Below are 25,954 nucleotides of genomic sequence, written 5' to 3'. Positions count from 1 at the left end.
GGGACGTGTCCGGCCGGTTCGACGAGACCGGCGGGAAGGGGACCGCCACGGGAGGCGGAACGGGGAGGCCGTGACGGGAATCGAACCCGTGTAACTCGCTTTGCGGGTCTGTGGGGTGGGACGGGCCGACGTCCGCCGGGGTCCGGGGTGGTGCGCGACGTGGGGTGGGGCGCGTCAGGCGCAGGGTGAATCCTCCGTCGCCTGTGGAGCCACTGACGGCGAAGCTGGTGGACTAGATTGGCTACATGTCAGAGCAGCCGCCCTATCTCCGCATCGCTGACGTGCTCCGGCAGCGCATCGCCAGTGGGGAATGGCAGCCCGGGGACCGACTGCCCTCCCGAGCCCGCTTCGCCGAGGAGTACGACGTCGGCGACAACGTGGTCCGCAGAGCCCAGGAGCACCTGATCTCCCAAGGTCTCCTCGAAGGCCGGGCCGGCTCAGGGACCTACGTGGCCGAGCCACGGGCGCGACTGCGCATGGTCCGCGGCCTGGCCCGGGAGAAGCGTGGCGGCTCCCCGTTCCGCGCGGACATGGCCGCGCTCGGCCGGGCCGGTACCTGGGAGTACCGGACCGAGGCCAAGGTGCCGGCCCCCGAGGACATCGCCCGCCGACTGGGCATCGAGGCGGGCGCGCTGACCGTGCGCACGGCGTACGAGTTCCTCGGCAACGGCAAACCCGTGCAGCTCTCGACGAGTTGGGAACCGTACGACCTGACCGGCGGAACGCTGATCGTCCTGCCCGAGGGCGGGCCCTACGCCGGCAAGGGCGTGGTGGAACGCATGGCCGCCATCGGCATCACCATCAGCCACGCCGTCGAACAGCCGGAACCCCGCACCGCGACAACGGAGGAAGCCCACCTGCTGGGCGTTCAGCGCGGGGCGCTGGTCACCGCGATCGAGCGCACCTACTACGCCGAGGACGGCCGCCCGGTCGAGACGGCCGACATCGTGGTGCCGGCCGCCCACTGCGAGATCGTCTACGAGATCCCGATCAACCGCCCGTAGCGGTAGCCACGGACGACGGGAAGCGCCAGCCGCCCAACGCCTCAAGGGCCCGCACGCGGGCTTCCGCGACGGCGGCGCGGGCGGCGCGTTCCTCCTTGTCAACGTGCGGGGCCTGGCTGGTGACCTGGCCGGGCCACTTCCGGTAGTACAGGTCGGGTTCGCGGATGAACCACCCCCTGCTGACCGTGTTCAACGCCAGCAACAGCCCGGTGTCCTCCGAGGCCGGCAGAGACCGCCGTCACACCACGGGAACGGGCCGAACACCCGGAACCGAGACGGAAAATGAGACGGCGCACACCTGTGGGGCGGACCGCACGGCGATCCGCCCCACAGGTGTGCGCGCAGGTCATCGCGTCCAGAGAACAACAGAGGCCGTGACGGGAATCGAACCCGTGTAACTCGCTTTGCAGGCGAGTCCCTGAACCACTCGGGCACACGGCCGGGGTGTCGCTGGTTCGAGGGTGCCCGGGTGGGGGTGGTGGGTTCAAGGGTGGGGCGGGGGTTGCCATGGGATTGGCATCGGGGGTCACACGGCGTTCATGAACGGGGCCGGGCGGGGGGCCAGTTCGACGGGGACGCGGCGGCCGGTGCGTTGGGCCTCGACGCCGGCGGCGGCGACGGCGGCGACCGCGTAGCCGTCCCAGGCGGTGGCGCCGACGGTCGTGCCGCGTCGGACGGCGGCGACCCAGGCGCGCACCTCGCGGTCGTAGGCGTCGGCGAAGCGGGTGAGGTAGTCCTGGGCGATCTCGCCGCCCCAGCGTCCGGCGGTGTTGGTCATCAGGCCGTGGGCCTCGCCGATGCGGGCGGTGCCGCGTTCGCAGACCGCCTCGGTCTGCACCTGGTAGCCGAACCCGCCGTTGGCGAGGATCTCGACGTCGACCACGACCCCGCCGTCCGTCTCGAAGACAACGAGTTGGGGGTCGTTGACGCCGGTGTGTTCCGGCAGGGCGGCGGTGGGCCGGAAGACCTGGACGGCGGTGATCTCCTGGTCGAGCAGCCAGCGCGCGGCGTCGAACTCGTGGGCCACCGAGTCGGTGATCAGCATCTCCTCGGTGAAGTACGGGTGCACCGCGAGGTTGCGATGGCGGCAGTGGAGCAGGCGCGGGGCGCCGAGTTCGCGGGCGTCCAACAGGGCCTTCAGGCGCTGGTGTTCGGCGTCGAAGCGGCGCATGAAGCCGACCGAGACCAGCGGACGGCCCCCCTTGGCCTCGGCCTCGACGACCCGGAGGGCGGCCTCGGGGTCGGGGACCATCGGCTTCTCGCAGAGCACCGCCAGGCCCCGGTCGAGCGCGGCCAGCAGCGCCTCCTCGTGGGCGGGCCCCGGGGAGGCGATCAGCACGGCGTCCACGCCGGCCGCGTCCAGCGCGGCCAGCGGTTCGGGGAACGCCCGGCAACCGTCGATGCCGGCGGCCAGCGCGGCGGCGCGCGCCTCGTCCGGGTCGGCGACGGCCACGACCCGGGCGCCGCTGACGAGCTGGTCGACGCGCCGGACGTGGTCGGCGCCCATGGTGCCCGCGCCGAGAACGGCCACGCCGAGGGGGGTTGAGGACGACGGCGCGGCGGACGGCGGGCCGGATATGGGCATGGGAACGTCCTTCGTGCTGCGGGTGTGCGCGACCGGTCCGGACCAGGGTGCACCACCGGTCGCGGCACCCGGCGCGCGGGGTGCGGTCACGCGCCGGCAGCCGTCGGGGAGCGGGTCAGGGGGCGCGTTCGGGGGGCTCGGGCGCCGGGGTGCGGGCGCTGATCAACTGGGCGACGCCGGCGACCAGCAGGGAGAGCAGGGTGCCCAGCAGCACCCCGCTCCAGGCGCCGTTCAGCGCCGCCCCGCCCCAGTAGCCGAGGGCGACGCTGTAGGACGCCCAGAACGCCTCGGCCATGCCGGCCCCCAACAGGAAGCGGCGCAGCGGGAATCCGACCACGGCGGCGGTGAGCCCGCCGATCAGCCGGCCGCTGGGCAGGAACCGCATTCCCACGACGAACGGCACCCCGTGCCGGGTGATGCGGTCGGCCATCCAGTCCAGGGCGGCCTTCCGCGTCGGGCGACGCTGGAGCCAGTTCCGCACGCGGGGCCCGGCCAGCCGGCCCACGCCGAAGACGAGGGCGTCGCCGGCGAGCGCGCTGCCGGCGACCACCACGAGCACCAGCCAGAGGTCGAGTTCGCCGGCCTGGGCGAGCATTCCGGCCGTGGCGATCAGGGCGGCGTTGGGCACCAGGGGCGGCGCGGTGCTCAGGGCCAGCAGGAAGTACATCCACAGCGCGCCGTCCATCCCGGATCGGTCTCCCCTCCCGTGTGGCCGTCACCCTGGTGAGCGACCTGTCAGTCAAAGCTGACACGTCGCTCGGGCGGGCGGAAGATCTCACGGGCGATACCAGGGGACGCGTCGGGACGCCCCTAGGGGGCCTCGACCACGGCTTGACCGGAGGAACGAGGGGCAATACCCGGTAGGGGTATACACTCGGGCCGGCGAGACGTCCTACGCACGAACGACTGAGGAGCGCGTGATGAGCAGCGTGACCTACCAGGTCTCCGGCATGTCCTGTGGCCACTGCGAGGGTGCCGTCCGGGCCGAGTTGAAGTCCCTGCCCGGGGTCACCGAGGTGTCGGCCGCCGCGTCGACGGGTCTGGTGACCGTCACCGCCGAGGCCCCGCTGGACGACGACGCGGTCCGCGCGGCCGTGGACGAGGCCGGCTACGAGTTGGTGGGACGCGCCTGAGCCACCCCGCACCCGGACCTGGTCAACGGCCGGCGTTCCGGCGCCCGTTGACCCCGGACGGGCCGGAGCGGCGAACGGGCCGGGAGGGGGCAGGAACGGCAAGAACGGCCGGGGACGACAGAGACCCGGACATGGGAAACGCCCCGCCGGCGGGTCCCCCCACAGGGCCCGGCGCGGGGCGTTTCCTGCCGTCCGCTCAGAGCGTCCCCCCACGGGACCCCGGCCGGACGACCGTTGGCGTGAATCCAGCCGAATCCGCGCCAACTCTGACCGGTTAGACCCACAGCTCCATCAAAGGTTGCACACCTTATGGTGTGACCTACATCACATCGCAGTCAGCGCTGCTCGACGGGCAGGTACGGACGCTCCACCACGCCGGTGTAGATCTGCCTCGGGCGGCCGATCCTGGTGCTCGGGTCGGTGATCATCTCGTGCCACTGGGCGATCCAGCCGGGCAGCCGGCCGAGCGCGAACAGCACGGTGAACATGCTGGTCGGGAAGCCCATGGCCCGGTAGATCAGGCCGGTGTAGAAGTCCACGTTGGGGTAGAGGTTGCGCGAGACGAAGTAGTCGTCGCTCAGCGCCCGCTCCTCCAGCCGCAGGGCGATGTCCAGCAGCTCGTCGGACTTGCCCAGCGCCGACAGGACGTCGTGCGCGGCGGCCTTGATGATCTTGGCGCGCGGGTCGAAGCTCTTGTAGACCCGGTGCCCGAAGCCCATCAGGCGGACGCCCTGCTCCTTGTTCTTGACCTTGGTGATGAAGGAGTCGACGTCACCGCCCTGCGCCTGGATGCTCTCCAGCATCTCCAGCACCGCCGCGTTGGCGCCGCCGTGCAGCGGGCCCCAGAGCGCGTTGATGCCGGCGGAGATGGAGACGAACAGGTTCGCCTGGGAGGAGCCGACCATCCGCACCGTGGACGCGGAACAGTTCTGCTCGTGGTCGGCGTGCAGGATCAGCAGCTTGTCCAGCGCGTTGACCACCACCGGGTCCAGCGCGTACTCCTCGGCGGGGACCGAGAAGGTCATCCGCAGGAAGTTCTCCACGTACCCCAGGTCGTTGCGCGGGTAGACCACCGGGTGGCCGGCGGCCTTCTTGAAGGCGTAGGCGGCGATCGTCGGCAGCTTGGCCAGCAGCCGGATCGTCGAGATGTGGCGCTGCCGCTCGTCGAACGGGTTGTGGCTGTCCTGGTAGAACGTGGACAGCGCGCTGACCACCGAGGACAGCATCGCCATCGGGTGCGCGTCCCGGGGGAAGCCGTCGTAGAAGCGTTTGACGTCCTCGTGCAGCAGCGTGTGCTGGGTGATCTCGTCGCGGAAGCCGGAGAGCTGGTCCACCGTGGGTAGCTCGCCGTTGATCAGAAGGTAGGCGGTCTCCAGGAACGTGCCGTGCTCGGCCAGCTGCTCGATCGGGTAGCCCCGATAGCGCAGGATGCCGTTCTCGCCGTCCAGATAGGTGATCGCCGACTCGCAGGCCGCCGTGTTGCCGAAACCGGAGTCCAGGGTCACCAGACCGGTCTGGGCACGCAGCTTGCCGATATCGAAGCCACGGTCGCCGACCGTGCTCTCGACCAACGGGTAGGTGTACTCCCCGTCGCCGTACCGCACTACTACTGCGTTGTCTGCGTTGTCGCCGTAGCGGTTTTCGCTCACGTCATCCCTCACCGACGTAGTGCCTCTTCTTCGAGGTGCCCTGACTCACCTCTACTGTCCCCCATCTGGCGCCAAGATGTGCACTCGGGGTCGGCCAAGAGACCAATTTCTGGCACGCCGTGCCGCGCGATTCGGGACCTTAGGTGTGTATCGCACCGGAGAGGCGGGCGTCCAGGGCCGTGCAGCGGCGGCCGGCGGAGACGCTGCGCACCGCCTGACCCAACGCGCGCCGCGAACCGACCAGCACCACAAGGCGCTTGGCCCGAGTCACCGCCGTGTACAGCAGGTTACGTTGCAGCATCATCCAGGCACTGGTGGTAACGGGGATGACCACGCACGGATACTCGCTGCCCTGCGAGCGGTGGATGGTCACCGCGTAGGCGTGGGACAGCTCGTCCAACTCGGCGAAGTCGTACGGAACCTCCTCGTCCTCGTCCGTCAGCACGGTCAGCCGCTGCTCGTCCACGTCGAGGCCGGTGACCACGCCGACCGTGCCGTTGAAGACGCCGTTGGCGCCCTTGTCATAGTTGTTCCTGATCTGGGTGACCTTGTCGCCGACGCGGAAGACCCGGCCGCCGAAGCGCTTCTCCGGCAGGCCGGGGCGGGCCGGGGTGACGGACTCCTGGAGCAGCCCGTTGAGCGTGCCGGCGCCGGCCGGGCCCCGGTGCATCGGGGTGAGCACCTGGACGTCCCGGCGCGGGTCGAGCCCGAACCTGGCCGGAACGCGACGGGCCGCCACGTCCACCGCCAGCCGCCCGGCCGCCTCGGTGTCCTCCTCGACGAAGAGGAAGAAGTCCTTCAGGCCCGAAGTGACCGGCGGCAGTCCCTCGTTGATCCGGTGCGCGTTGGTCACCACGCCCGACTGCTGGGCCTGCCGGAAGATCCGGGTCAGCCGGACCGCCGGCACCGGACTGCCGGGGGCGAGCAGGTCCCGCAGCACCTCGCCGGCGCCGACCGAGGGCAGCTGGTCCACGTCGCCCACCAGCAGCAGGTGCGCGCCGGGGGCCACGGCCTTGACCAGCTTGTTGGCCAGCAACAGGTCCAGCATCGACGCCTCGTCGACCACCACCAGGTCGGCGTCCAGCGGCCGGTCCCGGTCGAAGGCCGCGTCGCCGCCGGGCTTCAGCTCCAGCAGCCGGTGCACCGTCGACGCCTCGGCGCCGGTCAGCTCCGCCAGCCGCTTGGCGGCCCGGCCGGTCGGCGCGGCCAGCACCACCTTGGCGTTCCTGGCCCTGGCCAGCTCCACCACGGACCGCACGGTGAACGACTTCCCGCAGCCCGGGCCGCCGGTCAGCACCGCGACCCGCTCGGTCAACGCCAGCCGCACCGCCTCCTCCTGCTCCGGCGCCAGCTCGGCGCCGGTCCGGCCGGCGAGCCAGCCCAACGCCCGGCCCCAGTCGACCGTTTGGAACGCGGCGAGCCGGTCCTCCTCCGCCCGCAGCAGCCGGCGCAGCTGGCCGGCCAGCGACAGCTCGGCCCGGTGGAACGGCGGCAGATAGACCGCCGTGACCCGCGCCTCGGTGCCGCGCTCGCCCTCCGGATCGGGCACCGACTCCCTGACCGCGCCCTCCGGGTCCTCGGTCAACTCCCCCAGGCAGTCGATGACCAGGCCGGTGTCGACGCCCAACAGCTTGACCGCGTCGGCGATCAGCCGCTCCTCGGGCAGATAGCAGTGCCCCTGGTCGCTCGCCTGCGAAAGGGCGTACCGCAGGCCGGCCTTGACCCGCTCCGGGCTGTCCTCGGGGATGCCGACCGCGCGGGCGATCCGGTCGGCGGTCAGGAAGCCGATGCCCCAGACGTCGGAGGCCAGCCGGTAGGGCTCGTTCTTCACCACGGAGATCGAGGCGTCGCCGTACTTCTTGTAGATCCGCACGGCGATGGAGGTGGAGACCTCCACGCTCTGGAGGAAGACCATCACCTCCTTGATCGCCTTCTGTTCCTCCCAGGCGGCGGCGATCAGCGCGGTGCGCTTGGGGCCAAGCCCCGGGACGGCGATCAGCGCCTTCGGGTCGGCCTCGATCACCTCCAGGGTCTCGGTCCCGAAGTGCTCGACGATGCGCTCGGCCGTCTTCGGCCCGATGCCCTTGATCAGGCCCGAGCCCAGATAGCGCCGGATGCCCTGCACCGTCGCCGGCAGCACGGTCGTGTAGTTCTCCACGAGGAACTGGCGGCCGTACTGCGGGTGGGAGCCCCAACGGCCGGTCATCCGCAGGGACTCGCCGACCTGGGCGCCCAGCAGCGAGCCCACCACCGTCAGCAGCTCGCCGCCGCCCCGGCCGGTGTCGACGCGGGCGACCGTGTAGCCGTTGTCCTCGTTGGCGTAGGTGATGCGCTCCAGCACGCCCTCCAGCACGGCGCCGCCCCCGCCCGCACCCCGCGCGTTCGCACTACCCGACATGCCCCGACCGTAGCGCCCGCCACCGACAACGCGCGGAACGGGCCGGGGAGTCGGAGCGGAACGGGCGGGCGGAACGGGCGGGCGGAACGGCCCAGGGGGTCGGCCCGGGCGGGGCCGACCCCCTCGGCTCCCCTCCTGCTCCCCCCACGAACAGCGGGGCCTGGGTCGCCAGGACCTCGGGTCACCGAAGCATGAGACTCCCCTGGCTCCGGAACGGTTGCGTTCCCGTCGTCGCGACACGACGTTCGCCTTCGCACAGGGGTCGGTCCGGACCGGCGACTCCCGGCGCGCGCGGCCCCGCCCGCGCCCCTCCTCCGCGCCCCTCCCCCCGTGAATTCCCGCCATCTCCAGTTGCTCCCGATTCCGGTCAGGTGACGAGCCGCGCTGGGCGTCCTTCCCCGGGGGCGGCCGTGACGTGGTTACGGAGGCTGATGATGAGTGGCAGGGACGGCGTGTGGGGCGAGGGCGCGGTCGGCGCCTCGGCCGCGCCGCCGTTGGGTGTGGCGTGGGAGTTGCGCGACCCGCGCGCGACACGGGCGGACGTGGTCGGCGGCAAGGCGGCGGCGCTGGCCAGGGCGTTGGGCGCCGGTCTGCCCGCGCTGCCGGGCTTCGTGGTGCTGCCGACGGCCAGCGGCCAGCGCGGCGACGACCCGTTGACGCTCTGGCGCCGGCTGAGCGACGACGGGCGGCGGCCGCTGGTGGTGCGTTCCTCCTCGGCCGCCGAGGACACGGCGGACTCGGCGATGGCCGGCCGCTTTCTTTCGGTGCTGGACGTGCGGGGGCCCGACGCGTTCCGGGCGGCGCTCCGCGCGGTGCGGGACTCGGCGGCCTCGGCCGGCGGGCCGCCGGCGCCGATGGCGGTGCTGGTGCAGCCGATGGTGGAGAGCCGCATCGGCGGGGTGCTCTTCGGCGCCGACCCGGTGACGGGGGAGACGGACCGGCTGCTGGTCAGCGCCGTCGCCGGCGGGCCCGACCGGCTCGTGGGCGGCGCGGTACAGGGCGAGAGCGTCCGGCTGAGCCGGCGCGGCCGGGCCGTCGAGGGGCCCGGGCCGCTCGACCGCCGCCAGGCCCGGGCGCTGGCGGCGCTGGCGCGGCGGGCCGGCCGGGTCTTCGGGGGGCCGCAGGACATCGAGTTCGGCTTCGCGGCCGACGACGGTCGGCTGTGTCTGTTCCAGTCGCGGCCGATCACGGCGATGGGGCAACGCCCGGCGCGCGGCGCCCGGTTGCTCGGCCCAGGGCCGGTCGCCGAGACGCTGCCCGAGCCGTTGGCCCCGCTGGAGGAGGACCTGTGGGTGACGCCGCTGGCCCAGGGCCTGGCCACGGCGCTCGACCTCGCGGGCGCCGCCTCGCGCCGCCGGCTGCGCCGGCTGCCGGTGGTGCGCACGGTGCAGGGGCGCGCGGTGGCGGACCTCGCGCTGCTCGGCCTGGTCGCGCCCCGGCACCGGCTGCTGCACTGGCTCAACCCGCTGCCGCCGGCCCGCCGCCTCGCCGCCGCCTGGGGCATCGGGCGGCTGCGCGGCGCCCTGCCCGGGCTGGCGCTGACGCTTCAGGCCGATGTGGACCGGGAGTTGACCCAGGCGCCGGCGCCGGGCGAGCTGAGCCCGACGGACCTGGTGGGCGCGTTGCGCTGGTCGCGCGCCGCCTTGCTGGCGCTGCACGCCCAGGAGGCGCTCGCCGGCGCGCTGCTTCCGGAGGAGCCCTCGGGCGGTGGCGGGGCGGGCGGTGGGGCGGCGGCCGCGCTGGCCGCGCTGCGGCACGGCCGGGCCGAGGGCCTGACCGACGCCGAACTGGCCGCCGCCAGGCCCGAGGTGCTCGCCCTGGTGCCGCCGAGCCTGACCCGCCCGCTGCGGCTGCCGCCCCAGCGGGGCCTCGCCGGCGGGCCCGCGCCCGGCACGCTCTCCACCCGGGAGGGGCTGCGGCTGCGGGTGCGGTGGGTGCAGGAGTACCAGACGCGGCTGGTGCGCGAGATCGCCGCGCGGACCGTGGCCATCGACCGGCTGGCGCTGCTGCGTTGGCCCGAGCTGCTCGACGTGGTGCGCGGCCAGCCGCTGCCCACCGACCTCGCCTGGCGGCGGGCCCGCCCCAGCGGGCCGCCGCTGCCGGACGCGTTCCGGCTGGCGGCCGACGGAACGGTCGTTCCCGAACGGGCCGCGCGCGACGCCGGGGCGGCGGTGGGCGCCTCCACCGGGCGGGCCTCCGGCGTCGCCTGGGACGGCACCGGCGAACCGCCCGAGGACGCGGTGCTGGTGGTCCGCCACCTGGACCCGGGGCTGGCCCCCGCGCTGCCCTCGGTGGTGGGACTGATCGCCCAGACCGGCAGCCCGCTCTCCCATCTCGCCGTGCTGGCAAGGGAGTTGCGACTGCCAACGGTGACGGGGGCGGCCGACGCGGTGGACCGTTTCCCGCCCGGCACCCGGCTGCTCCTCGACGGCGCGACCGGCGAGATAGCGGTGCGGACCGGCGCGCCGGCGGCGCGCGAGAGCGGAACGCACGGCAGCGGAACGCGTGGCAGCGGAACGGAGGTGCGGGGATGAGATCGGCGAGGATGGCGGCCTACCTGTTCGGCGGGGTGGCCGCGCTGGGCGCCGCCGGCTACCTGGTCGTCTACCTCTACCGCTGGCAGTGGCAACGCACGCTGCTGTGCGGGGTGTTGCTGCTGGTGATCGAGGTGCTGCTGCTCGGCTTCGCCACCCTGGACCGGCTCGGGCGGCTGGAGCGGCAGGCCCGCGAGAACGACCGCCGCCACGAGGAGATCCTCGCCCTGCTGCGCGCCGGCGAACGGGAGCGTGCCTCGGAACGGGAGTCGACGCGGCGCGCCGAGTCCCGGTTCAGCTGGCTGGAGGAGGGCCACACCCATGTCTTTGTCCCGGTGCTGATGGCGGCCGGCGCCGCGCTCTCGGGGCTGGCCTGGGCGGTGGAACGGATCGCCCGCGCCACCACCAGGCCGTTGGGCCGCCGTCGGCTCGCCGGCCGGCTGGTGCCGCTGTCCGCGCCGACCGGCGGGGCGCTCGGCAGCGTCGCGGCCGATCTGTCCGCACAGCCGCCGCTCGGCCCGCCGCGCTGGCGCGCGCCGACGGCGGCGGGCGTCGCGCTGCTGCTGTGCCTGGGCCTCTACGCGGTGCTCGCGGAGCTGACCGAGACCCGACCGCCGGAACGCGGCACCGAGACCGCGACCTCGGTGCTCTTCACGGTGACCGCCAAGAACGTTCCCGACGAGCGCGCCGACCTCGCCGCCCACCAGCTCTGGGAACGCTGCCGGGACGCGACCGCGATCCCGCTGTCCCAGGCCGGGATGGCGACCCTCGACACCCGCCTGTACGCGGCGACGGTCCACCCGTCGCTCAGCGACCACGACCGCCACCGCCTGATCGGCTGCCTCCAGGACGCGGGCCTGGACCGCGTCCAACTGACGGTCCTGGGCACGGGGGCGATCTCCTCGGACGACTGACGCCGAGGGCGCGAGCGCGCCGCGCGCGGCGGGGGCGGGAGCACACCGCGCGGCGCCGCGCACCATGCGCGCGAGCGCCGTGGCGTTCAGCTCGGAACCCTCCAGCGCGTGAGGTCACCGACGAACTCGCTGTACGAACGGTTGGACCCGTTCGGCTTGTCCAGCAGCCCGTTGGCCAGGCCCCGAGCAAGGATCTCGGGCCCGTCGCTCTCCCTGAAGGAGGGGTTGGCCAGAACGGACCCGAGTTCCTCCTTCGGATTCTTACGACGCCCGGTGTCCTTGCCCTGGAGTTGCCGGGGAATGCGCCACGAGGGCCGGTGGAGCGGGAAGGCGTCGGGGAAGAGGAGCAGCCACGCCTCGGACTCCGCGGCCGCCAACGCGTACACGGTCTCCGCCCCGTCGCTCTCTCTGGCGAGAACCGATGAAACCGCACGCCGCACGGAGTCGTACGCCGGACCTACGCAGTCGTCCATGTCCTCGTGGATGACGATCCCGGCGAGGACCCCCCTCCTTGAGCCTGGCCTTACCGAATGCCTTCCTCACCAGCGTCCCCACAGCTCTGGTCAGGTCGGGGCCCGTCTTCCTGCGCAGCCTCACCTGGTCCGTGATCTCGGTCAACGTGACCGCCTCGGCCAGCCGCGGATGCGCTGCCCTGATGAAGGCCGCCAACATCCGGCGGTCATTGGAGCTTTCGCCCGCGATGACGACGATCGCGCTCTTCCTCGATGTTCTCCTGTTTCGCCCGCGACTCACAGGTCGTCCTCCGTCAGGTCCCCACCCAACACCCCCGAGAACCAGAGTTCGCCCAGTGGCTCGTCGCCACTCTCCGCCGCGACCTCCTCGATCCGGTCCTTCGACAGAGCGGGGATGATCGACGCCCCGGACTCGTCTCGTTCGCAGACGACGAACTCCTCGGGAACCAGTCGATCAACGAGCGCGGGTGAGTGGGTCGCCACGATCAACTGTGTCCGTTCGGACGCCTCACGGAGGCGCTCCACGATCAGTTCGAGGGCCTGCGGGTGAAGACCGTGGTCAATCTCCTCGACGCAGGTGAGCGCCGGCGGATGCGGATCGTAGAGCATGGCCAGGAGGCCCAGGAGCCGCACCGTGCCGAACGAGGCGTCGGCGAGCGGCGTGGTGCGACGCAGTCCCCGTTCGTGCAGCACCACGGCCAGCCTCTCGGCGTGGCCGCCGACCTGCTCGAACTCGATGCTCCGCAAGGAGGGAAGAATGCGCCGAGCGTCGCTCGTGAGATCTTTCCACCGCTCCTCGTCAGCGCTCAGCCGCACGAGAAAGACCGCCAGATTCTCCGCCCGCGCATCCAGGTGGTCCGCGCGGACAGAGCGTGCACGGGTGGGCTGACGAGCCGCCGCGACATCCACGTCGAAAACCCTGAAGGACGACAGACGATCCGCCACTCTCGCGACCTCTTCACCACCGTCGGAGCGGCCGAGCCGAGGAAGGGTGGAAAGCCCGCTACTCAGCGGCTGGATTCCGAAACTGCTGCCATCCGCACCACCACCGGTCCCCGCGTCGACGACCCTCGCCTCATTACCGGAAATCGTGATACGCCGCCCCCGGCCCCGCGTTCGCTTGAACTGGAAGCTCTCTTGACGCGACAGGGTGTAAGCACCGTCCCGGTTGGGGTTCGATCGTCGCCGAATGGTCAACGAGTACTCGTCGGGGGCCTTGGGGCTCGCGTGCGTGGTCCAGTTGGCCTTGAGGTGAATAACCATCGAGGTGGGAGGCCGTTCTCCCCCCCCCCAGAAACCAACCTCGTCAAATCCGCCGTGCTCTTCGAGCGCAGGCCGCAGATCGGTCCGAATCATCGCGGCGAGGAAGTCGAAAACCTTGAGAACATTGGATTTCCCGGCCCCGTTCGGACCTACCAGGACAGTGAGTGGACCGAGCGGAATGGTGACGTTCCGCAGGCTACGGAAATTCTCGACGTGCAGTTCCAACAGGCGGCCAGGCATGGGGTGAACCTATCGGATCGGCGATCGCGGGGTGAAGTGACTCACGAGGCGCCCAGATCCACCCCCGCGCGGCGGGCGCGCGAGCGCCCCGGCGCCTACGCTCGCGGTGTCGCCACGCCGAAGGCCAGGTGCGGCGTGCGGTGGGCCAACGGCCAGCGGCCGTCGCGCCGTTGGAAGCGGTCCTCGTGGTGCCCGACTCGCACCGGCGGGCCGGCCGGCAGCGGTTCGCCCCGGTGGCCGTCGACCCGGAAGGTCGCCAGACAGCTGGTGACGCTGGCGGTCTCGGGCGTGTGGACGACCGGGTCCGCCAGCAGCCGCCCGCAGGCGCGCTCGGCGAGCAAGCGGTCGAGGGAATCGACCCGTTGGGCATCGGGTAAGGCGTCCAACGTCCCGGTCCGCCAGCCGAACGCACCGCCGCACAAAGCCCCTTCCACCGCGGGCCCCATCGGCACCGCCGGCCGGCCGGGCCCCCGGTCAGGCGTCCCTCGGCGGGGCCGTCGAGTCGCGCACCATCAGCTCGCCGCCGCAGGTCACGACCCCGTCCGCCGGCGGCTCCTCGCGGCCCAGGGCCAGCTTCCCGGCCCGCACCCCGGCCTCGTGCAGCGGCAGCCGCACCGTCGTCAGCGCCGGCGTCGCGTCCACCGCGAACGGCAGGTCGTCGAAGCCGGTGACCGACACGTCCTCCGGGATGCGCACACCCCGGTCCCGCAGCGCGGCGCAGGCGCCCAGCGCGACGGTGTCGTTGGCCGCCACGATGGCGGTCAACTCCGGCTCGCGGGCGAGCAGTTCCACCGCGCCCGCATAGCCGGCCGAGCGCCCGTAGTCGCCCCGCACGGTCAGCCGGGCGGCGTCCCCCGCCAGCCCGGCGGCGGCCAGCGCGGCCCGGTGGCCCTCCAGCCGGTGCCGCGTGGTGGTGCGGGCCTGCGGCCCGGCGAGATAGCCCAGCCGGCGGTGCCCCAGCGTCAGCAGGTGCTCGGTGATCCGCCGCGCGCCCTCGCGGTTGTCGAAGGTCACGGCCGGGAAGTCGGTGTCGGCCAGCGGCGGCCGGCCGCAGAGCACCACCCGCGCGCCGGCGGACTCCAGCCGGCCCAGCCGGCCGGTCAGCGCGACCCGGTGCGCGTCGTCCTCCAGCGCGCCCCCGGTGAGCACCACGGCGGCGGCGCGTTGGCGCTGGAGCAGGGTGAGGAAGGTGAGTTCGCGCTCGGGGGAGCCGCCGGTGTTGCACACCACGGCGAGCTTGGGCCCGCCGCGTTCGGCGGTCGGCTCGCCGATCTCGGACTGGACCGCGCCGGCCATGATCCCGAAGAAGGGGTCGGCGATGTCGTTGACCAGCACGCCCACCAGGTCGGATGTCGCGGCGGCCAGGGCGCTGGCCGGGCCGTTGACGACGTACTCCAGCTCCTCGACGGCCCGCAGCACGCGGTTCCTGGTGGCGCCGGCCACCGGGTAGTTCCCGTTCAGCACCCGCGAGACCGTCGCCGCGGACACCCCCGCACGGACCGCAACGTCCGCCAGCGTCACTGCCATGCCTCTGCTCCCACTTGCCTAGCCCGCTGCGAAGAGGTTAGCTTCTCCCCCAGTAGAAAGCGCTTACCGTCCCGGGAGGGCAAGCAACATGACGACGCACTCGGCCGCCGAGCGCAGAACCGTCCGGATCGCCATGAACGGCGTGACCGGCCGGATGGGGTACCGCCAGCACCTGGTGCGCTCGATCCTCGCCATCCGCGAGCAGGGCGGCGTCCCCCTCGGCGACGGCACGGTGATCTGGCCGGAACCGCTGCTGGTCGGCCGACGCCCCGCCGCGCTGCGGGAGTTGGCCGTCCGGCACGGCCTGGACCCGGAGGCGGTCAGCACCGACCTCGACGCCGTGCTCGCCGACCCGGGCGTCGAGGTCTACTTCGACGCCCAGGTGACCCTCGCCAGGGAGGAGGCGATCAGCAGGGCGATCGCCGCCGGGAAGCACATCTACACCGAGAAGCCCACCGCCACCGGCCTGGAGGGCGCGCTGGCACTGGCCCGGCAGGCCAGGGACGCCGGGGTCAAGCACGGGGTGGTGCAGGACAAGCTCTTCCTGCCGGGCCTGCTCAAGCTGAAGCGGCTGATCGACGGCGGCTTCTTCGGCCGCGTCCTCTCGGTGCGCGGGGAGTTCGGCTACTGGGTCTTCGAGGGCGACTGGCAGGCCGCGCAGCGCCCCTCCTGGAACTACCGCGCGCAGGACGGCGGCGGGATCGTCGTGGACATGTTCCCGCACTGGGAGTATGTGCTGCACGAGCTGTTCGGCCGGGTGGAGAGCGTGCAGGCGCTGGCCACCACCCACGTTCCGCGCCGCTGGGACGAGGCCGGCGAGCCCTACGAGGCGACCGCCGACGACGCGGCCTACGGTGTCTTCCAGCTGGCCGGCGGGATCGTGGCGCAGATCAACTCCTCCTGGGCGGTGCGGGTCAACCGCGAGGAGCTGGTCGAGTTCCAGGTCGACGGCACCGAGGGCTCGGCCGTCGCCGGGCTGCGCGGCTGCCGGGTGCAGCACCGTTCGGCCACGCCCAAGCCCGTGTGGAACCCGGACATCCCGGCCACCGAGCGGTTCCGCGAGCAGTGGCAGGAGGTGCCGGACAACGGCGAGTTCGACAACGGGTTCAAGGCCCAGTGGGAGCTGTTCCTGCGCCATCTGGTGGCCGACGAGCCGTACGGCTGGGACCTGTTGGCGGGCGCGCGCGGCGTGCAGCTGGCCGAGTTGGGCCTGCTCTCCTCGGCCGAGGGCCGGCGGGTCGCGGTGCCCGAGCTGAGCCTGTAGGCCCGGGCCGAGCCCGTATGCGGCGCGACCGCAGCCCCCGTTCCCGCATCAGCTCCCGAAGGAGATCCGACCGCCGTGATCCGACTGCCCGACGCCACCGGCGCGTTGCGCGCGTATGTCCCGCGCGCCGAGCCGGCCACGTTCACGCCGGGGCGCCCGCCGCTGCGCTCGCGCGTCGTCTACTCGGCCGCCCATGTGGTGGCCGACCCGTTCGCCGACACCACGCCCGAGGGGCCGGCGGCCGTCGACTGGGAGACCACCCTCGCCTTCCGCCGCCACCTCTGGTCGCACGGCCTGGGCGTCGCTGAGGCCATGGACACCGCACAGCGCGGCATGGGACTGGACTGGGCCGGCGCGGCCGAGCTGATCCGCCGCTCCGGCGCCGAGGCGAAGGCGGTCGGCGGGATGGTCGCCTGCGGCGTGGGCACCGACCAGCTGGCCGGTCCCGCCACGCTGGCCGAGGTGCGGGCCGCCTACGAGGAGCAGCTGGCGGTGGTCGAGGAGACCGGGGCGCGGCCGATCCTGATGGCCTCCCGGGCGTTGGCGGCCACGGCCGCCGGGCCCGAGGACTACCTGGAGGTCTACGGCGCGCTGCTGCGGCAGTCGGCGGAGCCGGTGATCCTGCACTGGCTCGGGCCGATGTTCGACCCGGCGCTTGAGGGCTACTGGGGTTCGGGGGACCTGGACCGGGCCACCGACACGTTCCTGGCCATCATCGAGGCCAACGCCGACCGGGTGGACGGGGTGAAGGTCTCGCTGCTGGACGCCGGGCGCGAGGTCGCGTTGCGCCGGCGCCTGCCGGCGGGCGTGCGCTGCTACACGGGCGACGACTTCCACTACCCGGAGCTGATCGCCGGCGACGAACAGGGGTACAGCGACGCCCTGTTGGGGATCTTCGACCCGCTGGGCCCGCTGGCGGCCGAGGCGGTGCGGACGCTGGACGCGGACGACCCAGCGGGCTTCAGGAAGCTGCTGGACCCGACCGTCCCGCTCTCCCGCCACCTCTTCCGGGCGCCGACCCGCTACTACAAGACGGGCGTCGTGTTCCTCGCCTGGCTGGCCGGTCACCAGGACCACTTCACCATGGTCGGCGGCCTCCAGTCGGCCCGTTCGCTGCCGCACCTCGCCCGCGCCTACGAACTGGCCGACGGGCTCGGCCTGTTCCCCGACCCGGAGCGCGCCCGCGACCGGATGGCCCGGCTGCTGGCCGTGCACGGAGTGGACCAGCCGTGACCGGAGCGGACCCCGACCTGAACGGAACGGAGTCGGCCATGCACGGAGTGGACCAGATGGGAGTGACCGCATGACTCAGGAAGGCACCCAGGGCGCCGACGACCTGACCGGCTTCTCGATCAACCAGATGACCGTGCGCCAGCTGACGCTGCCCGAGCTGGTCAAGGGGCTGACCGAGCAGGGCGTGCCGGGCGTCGGGCTGTGGCGGGAGCCGGTGGCCACCTACGGGCTGACCGCCACCGCCCGGCTGGTGCGGGACGCCGGCCTCACGGTGACCTCGCTGTGCCGGGGCGGCTTCTTCACCGCCGAGCGCCCGGCCGAACGGGCCGCCGCGCTCGACGACAACCGCGCCGCCATCGACGAGGCCGCCACGCTCGGCACCGACACGCTGGTGCTGGTCTCGGGCGGCCTGCCGCCCGGCAGCAGGGACCTGTTCGGCGCGCGGGAACGGATCGCCGAAGCGCTGGCCGAGCTGGCGCCCTACGCGGCGGAACGCGGGGTGCGGCTGGCGATCGAGCCGCTGCACCCGATGTACGCGGCCGACCGCTGCGTGGTCTCCACCCTCGCCCAGGCCCTCGACCTGGCCGGGCGCTTCCCGGCCGAGCGGGTCGGGGTGGTGATCGACACCTACCACCTGTGGTGGGACGACCAGCTGGCCGCCGGCATCGCCAGGGCCGGGGCCGAGGGCCGCATCCACTGCTTCCAGCTCGCCGACTGGACCACCCCGCTGCCCGAAGGGGTGCTCAACGGGCGGGGCCAACTGGGCGACGGCGCCGTCGACTTCCGCTGGTTCGACCGGGCCGTCCGCGCGGCCGGGTACACCGGACCCGTCGAGGTCGAGCTGTTCAACGAGGGGCTGTGGGCCCGCGAGGGGATCGGCGTGCTGGCCGAGACGGTCGCCCGCTACCGCGCCCACACCCGCTGACCGGTCCGGGCCGGGACGGGACCGCCGAGCGGGCTCCCTCCCCCGGCCGGACCGCAGCCGTCGCCGGCCCGGCGAAGCGCCGCTACGGTGGACCGCAGGGCACGGAACGTCACGGGCCCCTTGGATGACCGGGCCGGGAGGTGCGTTTCGTGGCTTCCCTCCGACGCGGTGGGCAGAACAGCCTCTTCGTGCTTCTGCTGCTGGCCGTCGTCCTGATCAGCCTGTACCAGAACTGGGCGGGGCAGCCGCAGGCCACCGTCCGCTACACCAGCCTCTCGCTGCTGCCGCCGCTGGTGGCCAGCGCGCTGCTGCCGCTGCGGCCGACGGCCGTGCTGGGCGCCGTCTCGATCGCCTCCGTCGTCGCCAACTACGGCTTCCTCCTCCCCGTGCAGCGCACCGGCGCCCGGATGGTGGTGATCGTCTCCATCGTGCTGGCGGTGATCGTCAGCCTGCTGAGCTGCTGGGCGCGGGCCAACCGGGAGGCGAAGCTGCGCCGGGTGATGATCGCCCGCGACCGGCTGACGCTGCTGAGCGTGGCGACCACCCACATCGGCAACACGCTGGAGGTCGACACCACGGCGCGGGAGCTGGCCGAGGCGGCGGTGCCCCGGTTCGCCGACCTGGCCACCGTCGACCTGGCCGACCCGGTGCTGCGCGGCGAGGAGCCGGTCGCCGACTGGTCCGGCGGGCGGCCCCCGTACGCGCTGCGCCGGGTGGCGCAGCAGTCGGTTCTGGACGGCGCGCCCGAGGCGGTGCTGGAGCTGGGCGACGCCCCGCACTGCCCGCCGGATTCGGTGCCGGCGAACGTCCTGGCCAACGGCGAGCCTCTCCGCGCCGCCGCCATCGAGAGCGCGGCCGAACTCGCGACCTGGCTCTGCGTTCCCCCCGAGCGGGCCGGGGAGCCCTGGCGACGACACGGCGTCCACTCAGGCATCGCCGTTCCGCTGCGCGCCCGGGGCATCACCCTGGGCGTCGCCGTTTTCCTGCGGCACCGCACCGAGGCGCCGTTCGACGAGGACGACCTGCTGATGGCCCAGGAGATCGCGGCCAGGGCGGCGGTCTGCGTGGACAACGCGCGCAGCTTCACCCGGGAGCACCGCACCTCGCTGGCGCTCCAGCGCAGCCTGCTGCCCCGCCGGCTGCCGCGGCTGGCCGCGGTCGACGTGGCCACCCGCTATCTGCCGGCCGACTCGGCGATGGGCGTCGGGGGCGACTGGTTCGACGTCATCCCGCTCTCCGGGGCCCGGGTCGCGCTGGTGGTGGGCGACGTGGTGGGGCACGGGGTCTACGCCTCCGCCACCATGGGCCGGCTCCGCTCCACCGTCCGCACGCTGGCCGACATCGACCTGCCGCCGGACGAGTTGCTCACCCACCTGGACGACGTGGTGATCCGGCTGCGGTTCGAGACCGAGCCGGACGAGAGCGAACGCGAGGCCCCCTCGGGCGAGTTCGGCGCGACCTGTCTGTACGCGGTCTACGACCCGGTGTCGCGGCACTGCACCATGGCGCGGGCCGGGCATCCGGCGCCGGCGCTGGTGCGGCCCAGCGGCGAGGCCGAGTTCGTCGACCTGCCGGCCGGGCCGCCGCTGGGGCTCGGCGGGCTGCCGTTCGAGTCCACCGAGCTGGACCTGCCCGAGGAGAGCCTCCTCGCCCTCTACACCAACGGCCTGGTGGAGTCCCGTGGCCGGCAGGACCCAAACCGCAGCTACAACGACCTGCGCCAGGTCCTCGCCCAGCCGGCCGCCTCGCTCGAACAGCTCTGTGACAGCGTGCTGAAGACCGTGCTGGCCGAACAGCCGACGGACGACGTGGCCCTGCTGGTCGCCCGCACCCACAAGCTGGACGCCTCGCACGTCGCGACCTGGGAGATTCCCGACGACCCGACCGCCGTCGCCAGCGCCCGCGACCTTGCGACCAGCCAACTGGCCGGCTGGGGCATGGCGGACGCCGCGTTCACGGCCGAGCTGGTGGTGAGCGAACTGGTCACCAACGCGATCCGGCACGCCGACGGGCCCATCCAGCTGCGGCTGATCAGGGAACGCGGGCTGATCTGCGAGGTCTCCGACTCCACCAGCACCTCGCCGCACCTGCGTCGGGCGCGGGCCTTCGACGAGAGCGGCCGTGGGCTGTTCATCGTCGCCCGCCTCACCGAACGCTGGGGCACCAGGCACCGGCCGGGGGGCAAGACGATCTGGGCGGAACTCGCGCCCTGATCCGGCCCCGACGGCCGTACGCTGGGCGGGTGAACGAGGACACGGAAGTCGACGGGGCCGCGCCGGCGTTGGCCAGCGGTCCGCTGGGGATGCGGCTGGTGGCGTTCGACGAGGGTCCCGATGACGCCGTCTTCACCACAGCGCCCGTGCGGTACGCGCTGGTCGCGGCCTGGCGCGGGGCGCGGCTGCTGCTGGTGCGCGTCCGGGACCGGGACTGCTGGGAGCTGCCGGGCGGCGGCATCGACCCGGGCGAGAGCCCGCGCGAGGCGGCGGTCAGGGAGCTGTGGGAGGAGACGGGGCAGCGCCTCGCGCCGGAGCGGCTGCGCTTCGCGGGCTTCGCCCGCACGCTGCTGGCGGGCCGGGGCGAGCTGCGCGGCGCGGTCTACGCGGCGCGCGTCGAGGAGCCGGTCGGCTTCAGCCCCACCGAGGAGATCGCCGAGCTGTGTTGGTGGGAGCCGGGGGACGAGCCGCCGCCGGGCGGCGCGCTCCAGACGGTCGACACGTATCTGGCCGGGCTGGCCCGGCCATGAGCAACCGACCCGGCGGCTTCGCCCATGTCACCCGCGCGGACGGCACCGTGCTGATCACCCACCACGGCCGCCCGGCCGCGACGCTGCGCGGCGGGCGCGCCGCGCGCTTCCTGAACGAGGTCGAGACGGGCGACGCCCAACTGGTGATGGCCCGTTGGACCGGCAACTACAAGCACGGCAACGAGCGGGCGGCCCGCAGGCGCGGCAGGGGGTGAGCGGGGGGTGCGGGCCTCGGGGCCCGCACCCACCCGGCCGGCGCGGGGCGCAGGGCTACCCCACCGGGGCCGCCGGTTCGGCGGCATACGCTCGCCACAGCTCCGCGTAACGGCCCTCCGCCGCGAGGAGTTCCGCGTGGGTGCCGTCCTCCACCACGCGTCCCTGGTCGAGCACCACCACCCGGTCCGCCCGCGCCGCCGTCGTGAGCCGGTGCGCCACCACCAGGGTGGTGCGGCGGCCGGCCAGCCGGTCGGTCGCCTCGTTGACCAGCGCCTCGGTGGCCAGGTCCAGCGCCGCCGTGGCCTCGTCGAGGAGCAGGATGTCGGGGTTCACCAGCTCCGCCCTGGCCAGGGCGATCAACTGCCGTTGCCCGGCCGAGAGGTTGCGGCCGCGCTCGGCGACCCGGTGGCGGTAGCCGCCGGGCAGCGCCGCGATCATGCGGTGGGCGCCGACCGCCCTGGCCGCCGCCTCGACCTCCGCGTCGGTGGCCTCCGGCCGCCCGTACGCGATCGCCTCGCGGATCGTGCCCGCGAACAGGTACGGCTCCTGCGGGACGACGCCCAGCCGGTGCCGGTAGCTCGTCAGGTCGAGGTCGCGGAGGTCGACGCCGCCCAGCCGGACCGCGCCGCCGGTCGGGTCGTAGTACCGCGCGACGAGCTTCACCAGCGTGGACTTCCCGGCGCCCGTCTCGCCGACGAAGGCCACGGTCTGCCCGGCGGGGATGGTCAGGTCGACGCCGGTCAGGGCGTCCTCGTCGGCGCCGGCGTAGGCGAACCTGACGCGTTCGAAGGACAGTTCGCGCGCCGCCGACGCCACCGGCAGCGGCCGCTTCGCCGGCGGCGTCGTCGGCCGCTCGGCCAGCAGTTCCCGGACGCGGCCGAGGGAGACCACCGCCTGCTGGTAGCCGTCGAAGACCTGCGACAGCTGCTGCACGGGCGCGAAGAACAGCTCGATGTAGAGGAGGTACGCCACCAGCGCGCCCGCCGTCAGCGTGCCGTCGCCGACCCGGCCGGCGCCCACCACCAGCACCCCGGCGGTGGCCAGCGAGGCCAGCAGCTGAACGAACGGGAAGTACACGGAGATCAGCCACTGCCCGCGCACCCGCGCCCGCCGGTAGCCGTCCGAGCGGGCCGCGAACCGCTCGCGGCCGTCCCGTTCCCTGCGGAACGCCTGGACCACCCGCAGCCCGGCGACCGACTCCTGGAGGTCGGCGTTGACGCCGGCGATCCGTTCCCTGGCCACCTCGTAGGCGCGGGTGCTCAGTCGGCGGAAGAAGACGGTGCCGACGACGAGCGGCACCAGGGTCGCCAGCACCACCAGCGCCAACTGCGCGTCGAGCACCACCAGGACAACCAGGATGCCCAGGAACGTCAGCACCGCGACCAGCGCCTGGACCAGCCCGGTCTGGAGGAACGTCGTCAGCGCGTCCACGTCCGTGGTCATCCGCGTCATGACGCGGCCGGCCAACTCCCGCTCGTAGAAGTCGAGTCCGAGGCGTTGCAGATGGGCGAAGATCTTCACCCGCAGCGTGTAGAGCGCGCGCTCCCCCACGCGCCCCACGGCGCGCGTCGCCCCGTACTGCGCCCCCCACTGCACCAGCACCACCCCGAGCGCCAGCAGCGTCGCCGCCCACACCGCGCCCAGCGCCGTCTCCCGCACGCCCTCGTCGATGCCGTACCGGATCAGCACCGGCAGCAGCAGCGAGGCCAGCGCGTCGACCACCACCAGCGCCAGCGCGCCGGCCAGCGGCAGGCCGAGCCCGGACAGCAACCGCCGCAGGCCGTAGGTGTGTTCGGCGCCGGCGGCCCGTTCCTCGTCGATGCCGGGCCGGTCGTCGGCCGGCGGCAGGGCGGCCGGGTCGGGGGCGGCCCCGCCCAGCCGCTCCGGGTCGGCCAGCAGCCGCCGGTACAGCTCGCAGCGGCCGGTGAGCTGCTCGTGGGTGCCGATGTCGACCAGCCGCCCGCCGTCCAACACCGCGATCCGGTCGGCCAGGCGCAGCGTCGAGGCGCGGTGCGCGATCAGCAGCGTGGTCCGGCCGCGCATCACCGAGCGCAGCGCCTCGTGGATCTCGTGCTCCACGCGGGCGTCCACGGCCGAGGTGGCGTCGTCGAGGATCAGCAGCCTGGGGTCGGTGAGGATCGCGCGGGCCAGCGCCAGGCGCTGCCGCTGACCGCCGGAGAGCGTCATGCCCTGCTCGCCGATCACCGTGTCGTAGCCCTCGGGCAGCTCCTCGACGAACGCGTCGGCCCGCGCCGCCCTGGCCGCCGCCCTGATCTGCTCGTCGGTGGCCTCGGGGTGGCCGAGGGCCAGGTTGTTCCTGATGGTGTCGGAGAAGAGGAAGCTGTCCTCCGGCACCAGCCCGATCGCGGCCCGCAGCGAGTCGAACGTCAGCTCGCGGACGTCCCGGCCGCCTATCCGCACGGTCCCCGCGTCGGGGTCGTAGAAGCGCGGCAGCAGCAGCGAGACCGTCGACTTCCCGCTGCCCGAGGGGCCGACCACCGCCAGCGTCTCGCCCTCGCCGACCCGCAGCGACACGTCGCGCAGCACCGGCTCGTCCTCGGCGTAGCCGAAGGTGACCCGCTCGAACTCCACGGTGGCCGGCGCGTCCGCCGGCAGCGCGGCGGCGTCGGGCGCCTCCCGGATCGTCGGCTCGGTGTCGATCAGCTCCAGGACCCGCTCCACGCCGGCCCTCGCCTGCTGGCCCACGGTGAGGATCACCGTCAACATCCGGACCGGGCCGACCAGTTGCGCGAGATAGGTGGAGAACGCGACAAAGGTGCCCAGCGTGATCTCGCCCCGGGTGGCCATCCAGCCGCCCAGCGCCAGCATCCCGACCTGCCCCAGCGAGGGCACCGCCTGGAGCGCCGGCGTGTAGCGGGCGGACAGCCGCACGCCGCGCATCCGGGCCGCGAAGAGCCGCTCGCTGACCCGGCGCAGCCTGGTCATCTCCTGGGTCTCCTGCCCGAAGCCCTTGACCACGCGGACCCCGCCGACCGCGCCGTCCACCACCCCGGCGACGGCGGCGGCCTGCGCCTGGGCGTACCAGGTCGCGGGGAACAGCCGCACCCGGCTGCGGAGCGCGATCACCCACAGCGCCGGGGCGACCGCCAGCGCCACCAGGGTCAGCAGCGGCGAGAGGGTCAGCATCACGACCAGGGAGACGACGAAGAGCATCACGTTGCCGATGGTCATCGGCATCATGAAGAGCAGGCCCTGGATCAGCTGGAGGTCGCTGGTGGCCCGGCCGACGACCTGCCCGGTGCTCAGCCCGTCCTGCCGCCGGCCGTCCAGCCGGGTCAGGGTGTCGAACATCCCCGTGCGCAGGTCGTGTTGGACGTCGATGCCGAGCCGGCCGCCGTAGTAGCGGCGCACGAAGGTCAACGCGTAGACCACGGCGGCGGCGGCCAGCAGCAGCCCCACCCACAGCCCGAGGCCGCCCTCCTCGCCGATCACCACGTCGTCGATGATCACCTTGACGATCAGCGGCATGAGGGCCATCACGCCCATCCCGACCAGGGACGAGCCGACGGAGAGCAGCAGGTTGCGGCGGTACCGCCAGCAGTAGCCCACCAGTCGCCGTATCCAGCCGGCCTCTCGCTCAGCCACCGTGGCGCCTCCCGTGCCCAAACCGCTCGCCCCCCTTGACCAACGACCTTCGACCGACAGGTGCCAACACCGCCGACCGGCCGTTTCATCCCGCCGCAACAATATGAACGTGTCACTCGCGGGTCGCTGGCGCACTCGGGAGCGCGCGGGCCGCCGCCGGCGGGAACGCGTTTGCCCCGGGCCCGCCGGGCGTCCTAGGGTCGCCTCCCATGGGAGCCATCACGCTGATCAACGGATGCCGCGCCGGCGCGCGGACGTCCGTTGCGGCCACCATGACCCGACGTCCTCGCATCCGGCGCCCGGCCCTGGCCTGACAGGTCACGCCCGGCGCCCGAGCCCGTCTCGCGCTCCCCCGCGTTCCCCCTCCTCCGGCCCAGGGCCGTCCGTGTCCCCACCGACCCGGACAGGCCGCCGGCTCCCTGTCGCGTTCCTTCGCGGATCTTCGCGGATCTTCGCGGATCTTCGCGTTCCCGGCCTGTCCTCGCGCCTTTCGAGGACCCACATGGCCAGCCACCACCACCGTCACCACCGCGAACCGTCCCGTCGCTCCGGTCGCTCCGCCCGTAGGAGCGACAACCGCCGCGCCCTGTCGCAGAACTTCCTGCGCGACGCCGGCGTGCTGCGCCGCATCGTGCGCGCGGCCGAACTCCCGCCGTCCGCCCTGGTGTGGGAGCCGGGCGCCGGCGAGGGCCGGCTCACCAGGGCGCTGGCCAGGGCCAGCCGCGAGGTGGTCGCCCACGAGCTGGACCCCGCGCTGGCGGCGGCCCTGCCCGGGCGGCTGGCCACCGAGGGCAACGTCCGGGTGGTGCGCGGCGACTTCCTGCGCGCCCGCCCGCCGGCCCGCCCGTTCGTCGTGGTCGGCAACATCCCCTACTCCCGCACCACCGACATCGTCCGCTGGTGCCTGGCGGCCCGCGCGTTGACCTCGGCGACGCTGGTCACCCAGCGCGAGTTCGCCCGGCGGCGCACGGGCGACTTCGGGACCTGGCCGCTGCTGACCGTCCAGTCCTGGCCGGAGTTCGACTGGCGGCTGGGGCCGCGCATCGACCGGCACCACTTCGACCCGGTGCCGCGCACCGACTCGGCCGTGCTGCGGCTGGTGCGCCGGCCGGCGCCGCTGCTGCCGCCGGGCGAGCTGGCCGGCTACCGGGCGCTGGTCGCCGAGGGGTTCACCGGCGTCGGCGGCTCGCTGGCCGCGACCCTGCGCCGGGGCCGACCCACGCGCCGGGTGCGCGCCGCGCTGGCCG

At 73.5% G+C, this 25,954-nt stretch carries 20 protein-coding genes, 1 tRNA gene and 1 pseudogene; 11 read left to right on the top strand and 11 right to left on the bottom strand.

What is annotated here, in order from left to right; translation table 11 throughout:
* Nucleotides 1-245 precede the first annotated feature (245 nt).
* Entirely contained in the window at nucleotides 246-1,004 is a 759-nt protein-coding gene (locus tag EBN88_RS08750; RefSeq protein WP_122183232.1) for a GntR family transcriptional regulator, read from the top strand.
* Here EBN88_RS08750 and EBN88_RS08745 read toward each other — a convergent pair.
* The 4 genes and pseudogenes from EBN88_RS08745 to EBN88_RS08730 form a co-directional block, all read right to left on the bottom strand.
* Nucleotides 991-1,236, bottom strand: a pseudogene (locus EBN88_RS08745) (glycosyltransferase family 2 protein); the annotation flags it as partial. The gene EBN88_RS08750 and the pseudogene EBN88_RS08745 overlap by 14 nt on opposite strands.
* 137 nt (nucleotides 1,237-1,373) lie before the next feature.
* Nucleotides 1,374-1,445: transfer RNA gene (locus tag EBN88_RS08740), tRNA-Cys, on the bottom strand.
* A gap of 85 nt (nucleotides 1,446-1,530) precedes the next feature.
* Nucleotides 1,531-2,589: a Gfo/Idh/MocA family protein gene (locus tag EBN88_RS08735; RefSeq protein WP_122183231.1), complete on the bottom strand. Its 1,059-nt coding sequence runs from the start codon at nucleotides 2,587-2,589 to the stop codon at nucleotides 1,531-1,533.
* 115 nt (nucleotides 2,590-2,704) lie between these two features.
* A complete protein-coding gene (locus EBN88_RS08730; protein ID WP_122183230.1) occupies nucleotides 2,705-3,274 on the bottom strand; it encodes a DedA family protein in 570 nt (189 codons plus the stop codon).
* 235 nt (nucleotides 3,275-3,509) lie between these two features.
* Between EBN88_RS08730 and EBN88_RS08725 the strand changes: the two genes are divergently transcribed.
* Nucleotides 3,510-3,722 carry a heavy-metal-associated domain-containing protein gene (locus tag EBN88_RS08725; RefSeq protein ID WP_122183229.1) on the top strand — a complete coding sequence of 71 codons (213 nt, stop codon included), beginning with the start codon at nucleotides 3,510-3,512 and terminating at the stop codon, nucleotides 3,720-3,722.
* Between the two features lie 335 nt (nucleotides 3,723-4,057).
* Here the strand turns inward: EBN88_RS08725 and EBN88_RS08720 are convergent, their stop codons facing one another.
* Both EBN88_RS08720 and recD2 read right to left on the bottom strand, forming a co-directional pair.
* Nucleotides 4,058-5,371 carry a citrate synthase gene (locus EBN88_RS08720; RefSeq protein WP_122183228.1) on the bottom strand — a complete coding sequence of 438 codons (1,314 nt, stop codon included), beginning with the start codon at nucleotides 5,369-5,371 and terminating at the stop codon, nucleotides 4,058-4,060.
* A 139-nt stretch (nucleotides 5,372-5,510) separates the two neighbouring features.
* Nucleotides 5,511-7,769: an SF1B family DNA helicase RecD2 gene (gene recD2 / locus EBN88_RS08715; RefSeq protein WP_122183227.1), complete on the bottom strand. Its 2,259-nt coding sequence runs from the start codon at nucleotides 7,767-7,769 to the stop codon at nucleotides 5,511-5,513.
* 434 nt (nucleotides 7,770-8,203) lie between these two features.
* Between recD2 and EBN88_RS08710 the strand changes: the two genes are divergently transcribed.
* Both EBN88_RS08710 and EBN88_RS08705 read left to right on the top strand, forming a co-directional pair.
* Nucleotides 8,204-10,303 carry a PEP/pyruvate-binding domain-containing protein gene (locus EBN88_RS08710; RefSeq protein ID WP_233580543.1) on the top strand — a complete coding sequence of 700 codons (2,100 nt, stop codon included), beginning with the start codon at nucleotides 8,204-8,206 and terminating at the stop codon, nucleotides 10,301-10,303.
* Nucleotides 10,300-11,217 carry a hypothetical protein gene (locus EBN88_RS08705; RefSeq protein ID WP_122183225.1) on the top strand — a complete coding sequence of 306 codons (918 nt, stop codon included), beginning with the start codon at nucleotides 10,300-10,302 and terminating at the stop codon, nucleotides 11,215-11,217. Before EBN88_RS08710 ends, EBN88_RS08705 begins: the two co-directional genes overlap by 4 nt.
* An 86-nt stretch (nucleotides 11,218-11,303) precedes the next feature.
* Here EBN88_RS08705 and EBN88_RS31695 read toward each other — a convergent pair whose 3' ends face one another.
* The 4 genes from EBN88_RS31695 to EBN88_RS08685 all read right to left on the bottom strand — a co-directional run bounded on the left by EBN88_RS31695 (nucleotide 11,304) and on the right by EBN88_RS08685 (nucleotide 14,720).
* The gene (locus EBN88_RS31695; protein WP_233580542.1) at nucleotides 11,304-11,690 is read right to left on the bottom strand and encodes a hypothetical protein; all 387 of its coding nucleotides are present in this window, start codon (nucleotides 11,688-11,690) and stop codon (nucleotides 11,304-11,306) included.
* 276 nt (nucleotides 11,691-11,966) lie between these two features.
* Entirely contained in the window at nucleotides 11,967-13,193 is a 1,227-nt protein-coding gene (locus EBN88_RS08695; RefSeq protein ID WP_122183224.1) for an AAA family ATPase, read from the bottom strand.
* A 95-nt stretch (nucleotides 13,194-13,288) separates the two neighbouring features.
* On the bottom strand, nucleotides 13,289-13,534 hold the full coding sequence (locus EBN88_RS08690) for a nuclear transport factor 2 family protein (protein WP_233580541.1): 246 nt from the start codon (nucleotides 13,532-13,534) through the stop codon (nucleotides 13,289-13,291).
* Between the two features lie 133 nt (nucleotides 13,535-13,667).
* Complete coding sequence (locus EBN88_RS08685) at nucleotides 13,668-14,720, bottom strand: LacI family DNA-binding transcriptional regulator (RefSeq protein ID WP_122183223.1); 1,053 nt, start codon at nucleotides 14,718-14,720, stop codon at nucleotides 13,668-13,670.
* An 88-nt stretch (nucleotides 14,721-14,808) separates the two neighbouring features.
* On the opposite strand from EBN88_RS08685, the gene EBN88_RS08680 reads away from it, so the two are divergent.
* The 6 genes from EBN88_RS08680 (at nucleotide 14,809) to EBN88_RS08655 (ending at nucleotide 21,100) form a co-directional block, all read left to right on the top strand.
* Nucleotides 14,809-15,984 (top strand): Gfo/Idh/MocA family protein, encoded by a 1,176-nt coding sequence (locus EBN88_RS08680; protein WP_122183222.1) that lies wholly within the window; start codon nucleotides 14,809-14,811, stop codon nucleotides 15,982-15,984.
* A 75-nt stretch (nucleotides 15,985-16,059) separates the two neighbouring features.
* Nucleotides 16,060-17,217 (top strand): dihydrodipicolinate synthase family protein, encoded by a 1,158-nt coding sequence (locus tag EBN88_RS08675; protein ID WP_122183221.1) that lies wholly within the window; start codon nucleotides 16,060-16,062, stop codon nucleotides 17,215-17,217.
* A 70-nt stretch (nucleotides 17,218-17,287) separates the two neighbouring features.
* On the top strand, nucleotides 17,288-18,142 hold the full coding sequence (locus tag EBN88_RS08670) for a sugar phosphate isomerase/epimerase family protein (protein WP_122183220.1): 855 nt from the start codon (nucleotides 17,288-17,290) through the stop codon (nucleotides 18,140-18,142).
* 149 nt (nucleotides 18,143-18,291) lie between these two features.
* Nucleotides 18,292-20,355: an ATP-binding SpoIIE family protein phosphatase gene (locus EBN88_RS08665; protein WP_233580540.1), complete on the top strand. Its 2,064-nt coding sequence runs from the start codon at nucleotides 18,292-18,294 to the stop codon at nucleotides 20,353-20,355.
* A gap of 29 nt (nucleotides 20,356-20,384) precedes the next feature.
* Nucleotides 20,385-20,885: an NUDIX domain-containing protein gene (locus EBN88_RS08660; protein WP_325052736.1), complete on the top strand. Its 501-nt coding sequence runs from the start codon at nucleotides 20,385-20,387 to the stop codon at nucleotides 20,883-20,885.
* Nucleotides 20,882-21,100, top strand: a complete 219-nt coding sequence (locus EBN88_RS08655; protein WP_122183219.1) for a hypothetical protein — start codon at nucleotides 20,882-20,884, stop codon at nucleotides 21,098-21,100. The genes EBN88_RS08660 and EBN88_RS08655 overlap by 4 nt, the downstream gene beginning before the upstream one ends.
* Nucleotides 21,101-21,155: 55 nt before the next feature.
* On the opposite strand, the gene EBN88_RS08650 is transcribed toward EBN88_RS08655, so the two are convergent.
* Complete coding sequence (locus EBN88_RS08650; protein WP_122183218.1) at nucleotides 21,156-24,707, bottom strand: ABC transporter ATP-binding protein; 3,552 nt, start codon at nucleotides 24,705-24,707, stop codon at nucleotides 21,156-21,158.
* A gap of 502 nt (nucleotides 24,708-25,209) precedes the next feature.
* Here EBN88_RS08650 and erm point away from each other — a divergent pair.
* Nucleotides 25,210-25,954: 23S ribosomal RNA methyltransferase Erm (gene erm / locus EBN88_RS08645; RefSeq protein ID WP_122183217.1), on the top strand; the 745-nt coding region annotated here is incomplete at its 3' end.

Origin of the sequence: Streptomyces triticirhizae (genome assembly GCF_003696235.1) — a bacterium.
Classification (GTDB): Bacteria; Actinomycetota; Actinomycetes; order Streptomycetales; family Streptomycetaceae; genus Streptomyces; species Streptomyces triticirhizae.
The sequence above is the reverse complement of the archived record's forward strand: the minus strand, read 5'-3'. Positions and strand labels throughout refer to the sequence as shown.

Bases quoted from the DNA above. Each gene is read 5' to 3' on its own strand.
- EBN88_RS31695 (WP_233580542.1), bottom strand. From the start codon at position 11,690: ATGGACGACTGCGTAGGTCCGGCGTACGACTCCGTGCGGCGTGCGGTT.
- EBN88_RS08730 (WP_122183230.1), bottom strand. From the start codon at position 3,274: ATGGACGGCGCGCTGTGGATGTACTTCCTGCTGGCCCTGAGCACCGCG.
- EBN88_RS08735 (WP_122183231.1), bottom strand. From the start codon at position 2,589: ATGCCCATATCCGGCCCGCCGTCCGCCGCGCCGTCGTCCTCAACCCCC.
- EBN88_RS08705 (WP_122183225.1), top strand. From the start codon at position 10,300: ATGAGATCGGCGAGGATGGCGGCCTACCTGTTCGGCGGGGTGGCCGCG.
- recD2 (WP_122183227.1), bottom strand. From the start codon at position 7,769: ATGTCGGGTAGTGCGAACGCGCGGGGTGCGGGCGGGGGCGGCGCCGTG.
- EBN88_RS08655 (WP_122183219.1), top strand. From the start codon at position 20,882: ATGAGCAACCGACCCGGCGGCTTCGCCCATGTCACCCGCGCGGACGGC.
- EBN88_RS08750 (WP_122183232.1), top strand. From the start codon at position 246: ATGTCAGAGCAGCCGCCCTATCTCCGCATCGCTGACGTGCTCCGGCAG.
- EBN88_RS08685 (WP_122183223.1), bottom strand. From the start codon at position 14,720: ATGGCAGTGACGCTGGCGGACGTTGCGGTCCGTGCGGGGGTGTCCGCG.
- EBN88_RS08725 (WP_122183229.1), top strand. From the start codon at position 3,510: ATGAGCAGCGTGACCTACCAGGTCTCCGGCATGTCCTGTGGCCACTGC.
- EBN88_RS08710 (WP_233580543.1), top strand. From the start codon at position 8,204: ATGAGTGGCAGGGACGGCGTGTGGGGCGAGGGCGCGGTCGGCGCCTCG.
- EBN88_RS08670 (WP_122183220.1), top strand. From the start codon at position 17,288: ATGACTCAGGAAGGCACCCAGGGCGCCGACGACCTGACCGGCTTCTCG.
- EBN88_RS08680 (WP_122183222.1), top strand. From the start codon at position 14,809: ATGACGACGCACTCGGCCGCCGAGCGCAGAACCGTCCGGATCGCCATG.
- EBN88_RS08695 (WP_122183224.1), bottom strand. From the start codon at position 13,193: ATGCCTGGCCGCCTGTTGGAACTGCACGTCGAGAATTTCCGTAGCCTG.